General features: G+C 67.3%; 8 protein-coding genes. All 8 read right to left on the bottom strand.

What is annotated here, in order from left to right:
- The coding region (locus tag OXU43_00415; GenBank protein ID MDD9823642.1) for a hypothetical protein at positions 1–7132 on the bottom strand (7132 nt) is incomplete at its 3' end.
- 178 nt (positions 7133–7310) lie between these two features.
- Entirely contained in the window at positions 7311–7526 is a 216-nt protein-coding gene (locus OXU43_00410; protein ID MDD9823641.1) for a hypothetical protein, read from the bottom strand.
- 534 nt (positions 7527–8060) lie between these two features.
- Positions 8061–8276 carry a hypothetical protein gene (locus tag OXU43_00405; protein ID MDD9823640.1) on the bottom strand — a complete coding sequence of 72 codons (216 nt, stop codon included), beginning with the start codon at positions 8274–8276 and terminating at the stop codon, positions 8061–8063.
- A gap of 71 nt (positions 8277–8347) precedes the next feature.
- Positions 8348–8890, bottom strand: a complete 543-nt coding sequence (phaR, locus tag OXU43_00400) for a polyhydroxyalkanoate synthesis repressor PhaR (protein ID MDD9823639.1) — start codon at positions 8888–8890, stop codon at positions 8348–8350.
- Between the two features lie 41 nt (positions 8891–8931).
- Positions 8932–9675 (bottom strand): acetoacetyl-CoA reductase, encoded by a 744-nt coding sequence (gene phbB / locus OXU43_00395; GenBank protein ID MDD9823638.1) that lies wholly within the window; start codon positions 9673–9675, stop codon positions 8932–8934.
- An 8-nt stretch (positions 9676–9683) separates the two neighbouring features.
- The gene (locus OXU43_00390; GenBank protein ID MDD9823637.1) at positions 9684–10874 is read right to left on the bottom strand and encodes an acetyl-CoA C-acetyltransferase; all 1191 of its coding nucleotides are present in this window, start codon (positions 10872–10874) and stop codon (positions 9684–9686) included.
- Between the two features lie 81 nt (positions 10875–10955).
- On the bottom strand, positions 10956–12383 hold the full coding sequence (lpdA, locus tag OXU43_00385; GenBank protein MDD9823636.1) for a dihydrolipoyl dehydrogenase: 1428 nt from the start codon (positions 12381–12383) through the stop codon (positions 10956–10958).
- Positions 12384–12401: 18 nt separating this feature from the next.
- A partial coding sequence (gene odhB, locus OXU43_00380) for a 2-oxoglutarate dehydrogenase complex dihydrolipoyllysine-residue succinyltransferase (GenBank protein MDD9823635.1) occupies positions 12402–13413 on the bottom strand: 1012 nt, incomplete at its 5' end.

Raw genomic sequence — 13413 nt, 5'->3', positions numbered from 1 at the left:
CGCTGACGCTGCGGTCGGCGGCCGCAACGTCCGCCCACGCAATATTCGGCGCTTCAAGCGCGGCAATGGCGGCGGCATCGGTCTCGGTGCCCGCCGGATCCGCGAAAGTTCCCGCGCCGGCGGGATTGACGGACCAGGCGTAAGTGAGCACCGTGTCGCCCTCCGAATCGCTGCTGCTGTTGACGAATGTGGTGGTGGCGCCCTCGTCCACATTCCCGGCGGCGGGGGTGAAAGAGACCGTGGGCGCGGTGTTGTCTTGCACCGTGATCTCCACAATATCGGTGGCCGTGGTCCTGGCGGTCATCCCGCTTTCTTCCGCGCCGCCGGTAAGCTGGAAGTAATAGGTCCTGCTGAACGGCGAAGCCGTAATGCTCGGCGCGGTGAAGCTGGCCTGCGACTGGCCCAGGGTTGCCATAGCCGTAGAAGGAGTGCCCATGGCGTTGGTGAGCGCGCCTACATAGTTCGCGCCGCTGGAGATGACGGTGGTGTCGCTCATAGAGGTGATCTGCACCCACGCATAATCCAGCGTACTGGCGGTGTCGCCGCTGCCCCGCGTGACGGTGCCCATCAGCGTCACCGTGGCGCCCTCGTCCAGCGTCTGGTCGGCCCCCGCGGCCACGGTGGGCGCGGCATTGGCCGGCAGCGCAGTAGGATCCCGCACCGTGAATTGCACCGTGTCCGTGCCGGTGTTGCCCGCGCTGTCGGTGGCGGTGAGGGTGAGGGTGTAATCGGTGTTGGCGGTCACCATCGGCCAGGTAACCGTCGGCGCGGTGCTGGCGGCGTCGTCGAAACTGACGGCCGGCGTGGCGGGCGAGGCCGTCCACGCCGCGGTAATGGTGTCGCCGCTGTCCGTCGCATCCGTGACCGTGCTGGCCAGCATGGTTTGCCCGCCCTCGGTCACCGAGGCGCCCGCCGTGCTGATGGTCGCGGTGGGCGAATCGTCGTCCGTTACGGTGATCTTCACAGTGTCGCTGGCCATGGACGGCGTCTCCCCGCTGGCCGTGGCGGTGACGGTGAGCTGGAAGAAGTATTCCGTATCGCTGCTCACATTGGGCGCGGTGAAGGTGGCAGAGGCCGCGTCGGCGTTGGTGATGGCGCCCGCTGTGGTGAGGACGGCGGGGTCGCTCTCGGAAGTCACCTGCAGCCACGCATAGCCCAGCGTGCTGGTGGTGTCGCCGCCGCCCCGCGAGCCGCTGCCGCTCAGCGTCACCGTGGAGCCATCGGTAGCCGAGGCGTCGCTGCCCGCATTGGCCGTGGGCGCGGGCGTCTGGGGGGTCGCTCCGTCGCTGGCGGCAATGCGGAAATTGCGCGTGTCCGTCGCGACGGCATTGGCAATCCCGCCGCTGCCCGGATTCGAGAGCGTGACGGTGAAAAATTCCTCCCCCTCATCGTCCGGGTCGTCGGTGACGACAAACATGCAGTCGGCGCTGGTGTCGGCGGCGGCGAAGGCCGCCGTAGCGCTCAGCGAATCGAAGTCGGCGGTCTCCGTGGCGTCGCGGCTGCTGCTGCTGTCTCCAGTGATGGCGCAGCCGATGTTGCCTCCCGTACCGCCCGGCGCGGCCGTCCCCGTGACCGTGACCGTCAGGGTGCTGCCTTCGGCAACGGAGGTATCGGCGGCAGGGGCGCTGATCGTGTAGGCGATCGGATCGCTGGCGGCGATGGTGCCCTGGGCCTGGGCAACGGCGATCTGAGTGGGATCGGCCTCCATGGCGCTGGCCACGAGATTGCTGATGGCGACGGTGTAACTCTCCAGCGACTCGCGCAAGCTATCGTCGAGTATGGGCACGTTAATCGTTTTCATCGTCTCGCCGACCGCAAAGCTTAGCGTCTGGCCGGTGGGGAAATTGGCGTCCGGGTTGCTGTCGCCGTCGAAGTCGAAGTCCGCCGCCTCGGCGTCGTCGTCGCCGGTGGCGCTGGTGGCGCTCACCGCCCAGTCCACGGTAATGAGTTGCGAGTGGGGATTGGCCTCGGCGAGACTGACCGTAAAGACGGCGGTCGCGCCCTCCGCGGTAGCGCTGGCCGATGTCGCCACTACGGACACGTTGCGCGTGGAGACGGCGGTCGGATCGCTGAGGGAAACGCTGGCGCTGCGGTCGGCGGCGCCGGCAAGGCCGATCGTGCCGCCGACCCCGTCGGGATCCGTGAGGGTCGCGCTGTCCAGCGTGAGGGTCAGCGACTCGCCGGACTCGGTGCTCATGTCGTCCACAATGTTCAGGCTGATGGCGGCGTCCGCCTGTCCGGCCGGGATGTTCAGGGTGCCGGTGAGAGCCATACCCATATCCGGCCGGTTCGCATCCCGGTAATCCGCGCGGGTGATGCCGGTGCCGCTCACGGTGTAGGCCACGACAGTGGGCACGACGGTGGCGCCGCCGCGCTGGCGCACGGTAAACACGACCGTGTTGCCCTCGGTCACCGCGCTGGCGGCGGTGGCCAGCGATACCGTTACCGGGTCGCTGGCGGCAATGGGCACGCTCGCCGCCCTTTGATCTTGCGCGCTGGCAATGCTGACCGGCGCCCCGCCCACCTGCCTCCCCGTATCCACGGAGGAAAGCGTGAAAGTCAGCGTTTCCTGCGCCTCGCTGAGGGCGTCGTCTATGATCGGAAACGCCAAATCCGCGGTCGTCGCCATGGCGTCGAACGTCGCCCTGCCGCGTTCGGCGGCCGCGCGGTAGTCGCCGTCGGCGGCGGCGGTGCGCATGGCCGTGCCGGTCAAGGCATACTCCACGGCAACAGGCACGCTCACGGCCCCCGACAGGCTGATGCGAAAGCGCGCCATGCCGGCATTGCCGGCGCCGCCTTCTGTCACCATGGTGACGCCGGTATCGAAGCGGGCGGCTACGCTGGCCGCTACAGGATCGCTGGGCTGGATCTCGTATGTCAACTGGGATCGGTCGGAGTCTATGTAGGCGCTGTCGGTGGGTTCTATGCGGGTCAGGCTCAGGATGACGGTCTCCTCAGGCTCGCTCAACGAGTCGTCGTTGCCGCCGAAGATCAAATTGAATTGGCGATTCACCGCGCCCGCGCTCGCCGGCTGCACTATCATAAAACTCCCGCTGACGCCAGCGGAGAGTAACGTGCTGTCCTCGGCCACATTTGCAGTGGCGCTGTAATCCGCGGGCGCCTCCGCGGTACCGTCCAGCGTGTAATGGACCGTGAAGGTGGTCGTGCTGGCGATGGAGTTGGCGTCGAGGTTCACCCTGAAAGCAAGCAAGCCTCGAGGGTCGGTGACTGATGAGCCAAGCTGGCCAATATTTTCCTCAGCCGCAGAAGTCCCGATAGATGCATTAACGCTGAAAACGGGCCGGCCATGGGCCTCGATCTCCACCTGCGCCCGGTTCCGCGTCGAGAGTCCGTAGGCATTCGGGCGCGCCGCCATAAAGCCCGCCAGATCGGTCCAGCCGTTCATTGTCGCGGGATAGCTGAGCGAATCCAGGGTCAGGGTCAGGGTCTCGGCCGCCTCGGCGACCGTATCGCTGGCCAGGGCCACGATAATGCTGGGGTTCGCGGACGCGGCAACATTGATTTGCAGCATCCTGCCCGTCAGGTCGCCGGCCGCCGATATGGTATCCGCGTTCTGGGCGAACGAGCCCCCCGCGACCGCGATCGAGGCAATATCGGCGGCGTCCACCCCGGAAATGCTGTAGCCGAGCGAGATGCGGGGCATATTGCTCGCCGTGGCATAGTCGGAGAAGGTAAGGCTTGCCGGCAGACTGCCGCTCCTGCGCAACGCGAAGGTCACGCTTTCGCCCTCCGCCGCCGTGGCGGCGGAGGGCGGGGCCAGCGCGAACTGCACATCGGCCAAGCCCAGGGAAGCCGTGGTCATGCTGGCCTGGATGGTCGCGGTCGCTGTCGCGTCCGCGCCGAAGCGGAACTCGACCCCGGTGACCGAGTCCACGGGGTTCCCCGCCAGGGAGCGCACGGAATCCACCCGCAAGACGATGGTTTCCGCCACCTCCTGCGCGCCATCCTGGATCGTGGTCACGAGCAGGGAGGCGCTGCTGCTGCCCGCGGCCACGCCCGCCTGGCCCGCGCGCATGGCCCCGCCCGCATATCCCGGGGGCGGGGCATAGTCGCCCACCATGTCCGCGAGGTTGGGAACCGCCGTGGCCGTCGCCGGCAGGCTGTAATTCAACACCAGCACCTCGTCAAAAGAGACCGGCGAGCCGCCTGTGCTCAGCGCGATGCCGAAGGAGACCGCCTGGCCTTCCATCACCGTCGCCGGGTCGGCAGTGACCGCGACGGAGACGGGGTCGCTGCGGGCAATGGTGGCGACCGCGCCCAACTCGGCGGCGAGGCCCAGAGCGGCGTCCGCATCGCCGCTAACCCCGGTCAGGCGCAGGGAGAAGCGTTCCACGCCTTCGGGGCGGGCGTCGGCCGTCACGGGGATGTCAATATTGACCGCGGTCGTGCCGGCGGCAAGCGTTACGCTGCCGCCGGCGCCGCCGCTGTAGTCCACGCCGCGCACGGCGGTGTCGCCGTCGGCCCCCAGGCTGTAGTTGACCGTCACATTGTTGGCCGGCGCCTGCGACGCCTGTACCGCAAAGCTCGCATTGCCGCCTTCGCTGGCGCTCACCCCCGCCCGGGTCGCGGGCGTCAGCGTCACCACGGCGCCGTCGTTATCCACCACCGAGACGCTGAGCGGGCTGCCGGCCAAAACGAACTCGCGCGCCGCGCCGCCCCCGCCGCTGGGCGCGCCCAGCACCACTTGCAGCGAGCGCATCGCCTCGACGCTGTTGTTGTCCGTCACGGCCACATTGAACGAGCCCGTGCCGGATGCGTCGCCGCTGGCGGCGGCGGCAAAGGTCAACAGGTAGTTGTTGATGCCCGGGGCGGCAGGCACGCCCGTGACCGCCAACTGGGCGGCGGGAATGCCGGCCAGGGAAATCGGCACGGATACCGAGCTGGAGGTGGCCGTGCCGGACAGGGCGACCGTGAAGCTGAGACTCTGGCTCTCCATAATTTCGGCGCGCTCCGCGCTCAGGGCGACGCGGTTGGCCGGAAGGTCGGCAATGATGATGGTGTAATCTAAGGAGTCGTCCACATTCCCCTCGGCGCCCAGCAGCGCGGTCAGCACCACCACGAAATCCTCGTCGCCTTCCACGGCATCGAAGCCGGTTTCCAGCACCGTCTCGCGCAGCAACGGGATGCCGATGGAGGCGCTGGCGGCGCCTGCCGCAATGGTGCCGCACTCGGCCTCGAAGGTGGTGTCGCCGCGACGGGTCCGCATACTCAGAACCCGCCCCAACTCATAGTCCTCTCGCGGCTGCGCCAAATCACTATCTTCGAACTCGCAGACGAGGGTTACCGGGCTGGTGAAGGCGCCGCTCAAGCTCACAGGGATCGTGGCGGTCTGGCCTTCGCTGAAGGTCATGCTGGCGCCCATGCTGTTATCTATCGCTACGTCAATCCGAACGCCGTCCACGATGGTGGCGTCGGCGCTGGCGGCGCCAACGCGCACCGGCAGGTCCGCCGCCATGCCGTCCGCGGCTAGCGCGGTAACGCTGTCAAGCGTCAGCGTCAGCTCTTCTCCCCCCGCCTCCGTGAAGCTGTCCAGGAGCGCCAGGATCGGGATCGAAAGACTGGCGCGGTTCTGGAGGGAGGGCACCGCCGTGCCGGCGGCGTCCAGGGCGGAGTAGCGGCGGCCGTCCGGGCCGTCCGGCTCCAACCGAATCCGAAAATCCCCGTTCAGCACCTGGTCGTCATAGTCCGCGCCGGTAGCGGCGCTGCCGGAGGCGGGCGCCACGCTATATACCACCCGCAGGGTTCCGGCGAAGCGCCCGCCGCCAAGGCTCAACGGAAAGAGGATGCTGTTCCCCTCGGCCGTGTCGGCCGCGGGCGCGGCCAGAGCTATCTCCACCGGATCGTTGCTGCCGATCCTGCCCACGGCGCTGGTCTTGCCGTCGCCGGGGATATAAGGCCGGGGCCCAACCCGGAAATCCAACACGCGCAATTCGACGGTTTCCGTAGGCTCGGCAAGATCGTCGGCAAGCACCTGCATAACGATCTCCCCCGTCTCCTGCCCGGCGGGAATATTGAATTCCGCCACCACCGCCCCCTCGGGCACATCCTGGGGGAACCCCGCTTGCGCCCGGTCGGCGGCAGTCACCCGCCTCGCCAAAGCGGCGGCGGGCAAGCGAATATCCGGGTCCGCCGGGCGCGCGCCATTCACGGGCAAGTCCACCACGGCGGTGCCCTGCACCTGGTAGAGAAAGAAACCCGACAAAGCGGGGAGCTCCCCGCCTGTGCCGATGCCACTGCCCGAGAACGATACCGGAAATCGCAACTGCGTGACGCCGGATTCGGGCTCCACGCCGAGCTGGGGAGAGTCGCCGACGACGAGCACGCCGTCTATGCTGCCCGCGGTTCCAATCCGCACCACTCTGGAGCTCGTTTCCCTGCCATCGGCTGCTACAGACGAATAGGAACCGGTCTCCGCCGGGGTAAGCCCTCCCAGGAAATTTCTAAGGTTCGCTTGCTGATTTATTGAAAGGAAGTAAGCTATCGCGAACCCGCGGTCAATAAAGGAATAGGTAGGGCCTGGCCCCATCAAATGGGCCAGACCCCTGGGACCGGAAGCGAATCCCACCAGGCTGAATACAAACCGGGTGTTCCCTGTTGTGCCGGTCCTATATGTCGGAATACTGACATCCACCGCGCAAGAACCCGCGGGAAAATGGAGTATGCCCTGGCCCGGCTCTTCGATAACGCTTTCGGAGTTCGCCATGGTATCGGCAACGCGTACCGTCGCGGTGCCGAAATTCCTCCCTGGCGTGGAGGGGCCGAATCCCGGACTCCCTTCAGTATTTATGAAATAGCGCACATACAGGCTCTGGTCGAAAGCACTGCAGGTAACGAGATTGTCGTCATTGAAGATCGCTACGCGCACCCTCAGCACGGCATCCTCGCCTTGAGCGATGTTATAGTTTTCACCGGGGGCAACCCCTATTCTCGCGACGGCCACGTGCACATCGGTATAGTCAACCTGCGCGCGCGCCGCGGTCGCCGGCAACAGCGCCGCAACCGCCGGCAACAGCAGCGCCAGCGCCAAACCGGCGCGCCGCAAGGCCCGTGCTACGCCTACGCCGCCGCCGCGCACTATGCGCCCCCGCAATGCATCGTTTTCCTGGTTCATGGATTCGGCCCTTATCCTCCCTGGGAATATTATAGGCTATATTATGGCAGATAAATGAGATTTATACAGGGCCCGCATATGCAGGCCCGTATGGGGCCGCCGCATACGAGACCGTGAGATGGCAAAAACAGCGGCATTATTCGGCGGGGCTTCCGTTGCGGATCGCCCGTTTCTCCCGCTACGAAACGCGAATCGCCAGGTAGGCGAACAGCACGTACAGCGGCGCGACCAGCAGCGTCATGCGCACGGTCAGCTCGGCCTTCAACTCGGCTAAGTCCGCCTTCGTCGCCGCTTCCCCGGCCGCCGCCACGGACGCCGCTGCCGCCCGCGCCTTCTCCTTCGGAACGCCGGCGACCTCGAGGGCCTCCAACAGTTCTACATTCGCCAGGGTCATCGCCCCAGCGTATCAACCCTGCCCCAGGCTTGCCAGCGCATATATGGGGCCGCCAAGCCGTTACGCAATCGAGGGGAGGAAAATTGGCGCCGTTTGTCGCCAAGAAAGAAGCGCCGTGAACAAAATTCCCGCCATTCCCATGCCCCCACCTCGTCATTTCCATGCCCCCACCCCGCCATTCCCGCCCTTTACCTCGTCATTCCGGCGAAAGCCGGAATCCCGCATAGAAAGCGCGCGCTTCGCGCTCCTTTTAAGGAAGGGGCGGCCGCCAGACGCTGCAATGTGCGCGTTCCGCGCTCTTTTTGCGCGGGATTCCGGCTTTCGCCGGAATGACAAAAAGGGCTGGAATGACAGAAAGGGCCGGAATGACAGAAAAAAAGCAGGAATGACGAGGTGGGGGCATGGGAATGATGGCGGGGATGGGAATCTTTTCCCTTCGATTGCGTAACGGCTTGTGGGGCCGCCGCATACGAGACTGGCAACAGCAGCGGCATTATTCGGGGGGCTTCCCCGGCGTATCGCCCGTTCCTCCCTCTACGAAACGCGAATCGCCAGGTAGGCGAACAGCACGTACAGCGGCGCGACCAGCAGCGTCATGCGCACGGTCAGCTCGGCCTTCAACTCGGCTAAGTCCGCCTTCGTCGCCGCTTCCCCGGCCGCCGCCACGGACGCCGCTGCCGCCCGCGCCTTCTCCTTCGGAACGCCGGCGACCTCGAGGGCCTCCAACAGTTCTACATTCGCCAGGGTCATCGCCCCAGCGTATCAACCCTGCCCCAGGCTTGCCAGCGCAAGCCCGGTCCAACGCTCGAGCGATCAAGCGCTCACGAGGAGCGGTCGCGGGGGGCGTTGCCTTCGCCCCGGGGCTGTTCCCGGGCCGTTGCGGGCGCCGGGTCATCCTGCCGGGGGGGCGTGTGCGCCCCGGCCTGCTGGAAGAAGCTTTCCTGCATCTCGCGCCAGAGTTTGAGGTTGCGCTCGGCCAGCACCGACAGCGCGTCCATGGGGTTGCTGGCGATCATGCGCTGGAACTGCGACTGAAAATATTGTTGCTGCGCCACGAACAGGTCCAGGCTTTTTTGCAGGTATTCTCCCAGAATGCCCTGCATGGAGCCGCCGTAGAAGCGGATCAGTTGCGTCAGCAGCCGGGTGGAAAAAAGCGGTTGCCCCTGGTATTCCTGCTCCGCGATAATCTGCAACAAGACGCCGCGGGTCAGGTCCTTGCTGGCGTCCCGTGCCTCCTCGATGCGAAAGTCCACGCCTTCCCGCACCAGCTGGCGCACGCCTTCCAGCGTGATATAGGAGCTGATCCCCGTGTCGTAGAGGCGGCGGTTGGGGTATTTCTTGATGATGCGGGGCGATTCGCTCATGCCGGGTGTGGACGCTCCTGACGCTTCGGGACGGCGGCGGTTCAGCCGATGTGGTGGCCGCCGTTGGCGGCGAGGTTGGCGCCGGTGATGAAACCGCTCTTGTCGGAGACCAGAAAGTCCACCAGGCAGGCGATCTCCTCGACGGCGCCGAAGCGGCCCACGGGGATCTCGCGGCGAATTTGTTCGCGGAATTTCTCCGGCACCTGCATGACCATCTCGCTGTCCAGATAGCCGGGCGAGACGGTGTTGACCGTGATGCCCTTGCCGGCGACCTCCCGCGCCAAGGCCATGGTGAAGCCGTGCATGCCGGCCTTGGCGGCGGAGTAGTTGCATTGCCCGCGCTGGCCCCGCTGGCCATTGATGGAGGAGATGTTGACGATCCGGCCGAAGCCGCTCTCCAGCATGTCCGGCAGAAATTGCCGGGAGACGGCGAAAACCGAGTCGAGATTGATGCTCAGGACGCGGCGCCATTGATCTTCGCTCATTTTGCGCAGGGATGCGTCCATTGCGATGCCGGCGTTGTTGACCAGGAGCTGCGCCGGGCCCAGCCGTTGCCGCACCGCTTCCGCGAGGCGCCGGCAGGAGTCGAAGTCGGACACGTCCGCCGGGATCGCGGCGAAGTCGTAGCCCTTGCCGCCGTTCTCTTGCAGCCAGGCGTCCGCCTTGCTCTGGTTGCGAAAGCAAGTGGCCACCCGGGCGCCGGAGTCGGCCAGCTGGCGGCAAAGCGCGGTGCCCAGCGCGCCGGTGCCGCCGGTTACCAACGCCACCTTGCCGTCGTGCCCGATCTCCACGGTCAGCGCTCCACCGCCATGGCGATGCCCTGCCCGCCGCCGATGCACAGGGTGGCCAGGCCGCGGCGCGCGCCGCGGCGCTTCATTTCGTAGAGCAGCGTCACCAGTACGCGGCAGCCGGAGGCGCCAATGGGATGCCCCAGCGCGATGGCGCCGCCGTTGACGTTGACCTTGTCCGGCGCCAGGTCCAGCTCCCGGTTGACGCACAGCGCCTGGGCGGCGAAGGCCTCGTTGGCCTCGACCAGGTCCAGATCCTGCGCCTTCCAGCCCGCCTTCCGCAAACAGAGGCGGGTGGCGGGGATCGGCCCGGTGCCCATAACCGCCGGATCCACGCCGGCGCTGGCGCAGGCAACGATGCGCGCCAGCGGCTCTACTCCCAGTTCGCGCGCCCGCGCCGCGGTCGTCACGGCCACGGCGGCCGCGCCGTCGTTCAGGCCGGAGGCGTTGCCTGCCGTGATCGAGCCGTCCTTGCGGAAGGCGGGGCGCAGTCCGGCCAGCTGCTCGGGGCTTACCCCGGAGCGGGGGAATTCGTCGCGGTCGAAGACGACGGCCTCGCCCTTGCGCTGGGGGAGCTCCAGCGCGACGATCTCCTCGCGAAACCGTTCCGCCTCCAGGGCGCGCTCGGTCTTCTGCTGGCTGGCGGCGGCGAAGGCGTCCTGCTCTTCCCTGGCGATGCCGTGCCGCTCCGCGATGTTTTCGGCGGTGACGCCCATGTGGTAGTCGTTGAAGGCGTCCCACAGGCCGTCCACGATCATGGTGTCGCGAAGGTTCCAGTCGCCCATTTTTTTGCCGTCGCGCGAACCCGCCAGGACATGCGGGGCCATGCTCATGTTCTCCTGGCCGCCGGCAATGACCGCCCCGGCGTCGCCGCAGCGAACCGCCTGGGCGGCGAGATGAACGGCCTTCAGGCCGCTGCCGCATACCTTGTTGACGGTCATGCAGGGGACGGCCTGGGGCAAGCCGGCGGCGATGGCGGCCTGCCGGGCGGGGTTCTGGCCGCCGCCGGCACAGAGCACCTGGCCCATGATGACCTCGTCCACCTGTTCGGGGGGCAGCGAGGCGCGTTCCAGCACGGCGCCGATCGCCTTGGCGCCCAGGGTATGCGCGGGCGTGCGGGCCAGGCTGCCGCCGAACTTGCCGATGGCCGTGCGGGCGGCGGCGGCGATGACGATGGATTCGTTTTCTGCTTTCATCTATAGGGGCTCCCGTGCGATTTCAGGCTGGGTGACGGAAACGGCGGCGGCTGCGGCGGCTGCGGCGGCTGCGGGCGCGGTTCAGGCATGCAGGGTGCGCCCCCGGGCGGCCAGCGCCGCCTCGTGCAGAGCTTCCGCCAGGGTGGGGTGGGCATGGACGATATGTATGATGTCTTCGGCACTGGCCTGCAATTCTATGGCGGTAACCGCCTCCGCCAACCATTCGGAGGCATTGGCGGCAAAGACATGTACGCCCAGGATGCGGTCCGTAGCGGCATCGCTGACTATCTTGGCCAGTCCGTCGGTCTCGCCCATGGCGCGCGCCCGGCTGCTGGCCGCCATGGGAAAGCGCCCGCACCGGAGTTCCCGGCCGGCGGCGCGCAACTCCTGCTCGGTCTTCCCTACCCAGGCGATCTCCGGCCAAGTGTATATCACCCAGGGAACGGTATCCACCGACAGGGGCGCCGCGGGCCGCCCGGCCAGCCGCTCGGCCAGCCGCGTCCCTTCCTCGGATGCCTTGTGCGCCAGCATGGGGCCACCGACTACGTCGCCGACGGCATACACTCCCTCCAGATTGGTGCGCCCTTCGGCGTCGGTGCGGACAAAGCCGCGTTCGTCCAGTTGCAGGCCGGCCTCCCGGGCGCCCCAACCCCGGGTGTTGGCGACGCGGCCGACGGCGACGATCAACTTGTCCACCGTGAGGCTTGCGTCCTCGCCGTCCTGCCGGAACCGCACCCGCACCTCCTTGCGGGCGTCCTGCACGCCCTGGACCGCCGCGCCCAGGCGAATCTGTAGCCCCTGGGCGGCCAGGGTCTTGCGGGCAACGGCGGCAATGTCCGCGTCCGCGGCCGGCAGAAATTGCGGCAGGGCCTCCAGCACCGTCACCTCCGAGCCCAGGCGGTTCCATACGCTCCCCAGCTCCAGGCCGATCACGCCGGCGCCGACAATCCCCAGCCGCGGCGGCGCCTTGGCGAAGCTCAGCGCGTCGCTGGAGTCCACGATGTTGGCATGGTTGATCGCGATCCGCGGCAATGCGGCGGGGATCGAGCCGGTGGCGATGACGATCCGTTCGCCCGAGAGTCGTTCTTGTTCGCCGGCCCTGTCGCCCATATAGGTGACTTGCAGCTGGCGCCCGGGCAGCAGTTGTCCGTGCCCCTGCAGCCAGGATACGCCGTTCTTGCGAAACAGCGCGGCAATGCCGCCGTTCAGCCCGCGCACGATCCGTTCCTTGCGCTGCATCATCTTCTCCAGGTCCAGTCTGGGCTCGCCGGCCTCGATGCCGTGCTCTTGCAGCAGGTGGCAGGCATGCCAGTAGTGATGCGAGGAATCCAGCAGCGCCTTGGACGGGATGCAGCCTACATTGAGACAGGTGCCGCCGAGACCGGGCTTGCCCTCGGGCGTGAGCCAGCTGTCTATGCAGACCGTCTTCAGACCCAGTTGGGCGCAACGCAGGGCGGTTACGTAGCCGCCCGGGCCGGCGCCGAGAACGATCACGTCGTAGTTGTTCATGACGGCGGTTGGCGGCGCTCAGACCTGCAACAGCAGCCGCGCCGGATCTTCCAGCAGATCCTTGACGGCCACCAGAAATTGCACGGCCTCCCGGCCGTCCACGATGCGGTGGTCGTAAGAGAGGGCCAGGTACATCATCGGCCGGATAACGACCTTGCCGTCCTCGGCCACCGGGCGCTCTTGAATCTTATGCATGCCAAGGATCGCGCTCTGCGGCGGGTTCAGGATCGGGGTCGAGACCAGCGACCCGAATATGCCGCCGTTGGTGATGGTGAAGGTGCCGCCGAGCAATTCTTCCATGGCCAGGGTTCCCTGGCGGGCCTTTTCGCCCAGTTCCCGGATGGCGCTCTCGATCCCGGCCAGCGACAGCCGGTCGGCGGCGCGCACTACCGGCGTCACCAGACCGCGGGGCGCGCTGATCGCGATACTGAGGTCGTAGTATTCGTGGTAAACGATGTCGCCGTCCGCCACGGAGGCGTTGACTACCGGGAAGCGCCGCAGGGCCTCCACCGCCGCCTTGGCAAAGAAGGACATGTAGCCCAGCCGAACGCCGTGCCGCTGCTCGAATTCTTCCCGGTAGCGGCGGCGCAGCTCCATCACCGGGCGCATATTGACTTCGTTGAAGGTGGTCAGGGAAGCGTTCTCGCGCTGCGATTGCAGCAGCCGCTCGGCGATCCGACGGCGCAGGGCGCTCATCGGGACGCGCCGCTCGGGACGCGCGGCCGGGGACGGCTGTCCCGGTTGCGGCGCCGCCGGTTGCGGCGCCCCGGCGCCCTCCGGCAAGGACGGCGCGGCGACCTCGGGTTGCCCGGGTTGCGCCGGCGCCGCGGCGGCCTGCCCGGGCGGCGAACGCTTGAGATGGTTTAGCACGTCTTCTTTGAGCAGGCGGCCCGCCTTGCCGGTGGCGGGAATGGCGGCAGGGTCCAGACCATGCTCGGCCACCAGGGCGCGCGCCGCCGGCCCCAGCGTGGGCGTGCCGGGGGCCGGCGCCGCCGGCGGGCCCCGCTCCTGCGCGGCCGCTTCCTGCGCG

It is taken from the genome of Gammaproteobacteria bacterium (genome assembly GCA_028817255.1).
Classification (GTDB): Bacteria; Pseudomonadota; Gammaproteobacteria; order Porifericomitales; family Porifericomitaceae; genus Porifericomes; species Porifericomes azotivorans.
This window is presented reverse-complemented; position numbering and strand designations above follow the sequence as displayed.

Bases quoted from the DNA above. Each gene is read 5' to 3' on its own strand.
- OXU43_00410 (MDD9823641.1), bottom strand. From the start codon at position 7,526: ATGACCCTGGCGAATGTAGAACTGTTGGAGGCCCTCGAGGTCGCCGGC.
- OXU43_00405 (MDD9823640.1), bottom strand. From the start codon at position 8,276: ATGACCCTGGCGAATGTAGAACTGTTGGAGGCCCTCGAGGTCGCCGGC.
- phaR (MDD9823639.1), bottom strand. From the start codon at position 8,890: ATGAGCGAATCGCCCCGCATCATCAAGAAATACCCCAACCGCCGCCTC.
- OXU43_00390 (MDD9823637.1), bottom strand. From the start codon at position 10,874: ATGAAAGCAGAAAACGAATCCATCGTCATCGCCGCCGCCGCCCGCACG.
- lpdA (MDD9823636.1), bottom strand. From the start codon at position 12,383: ATGAACAACTACGACGTGATCGTTCTCGGCGCCGGCCCGGGCGGCTAC.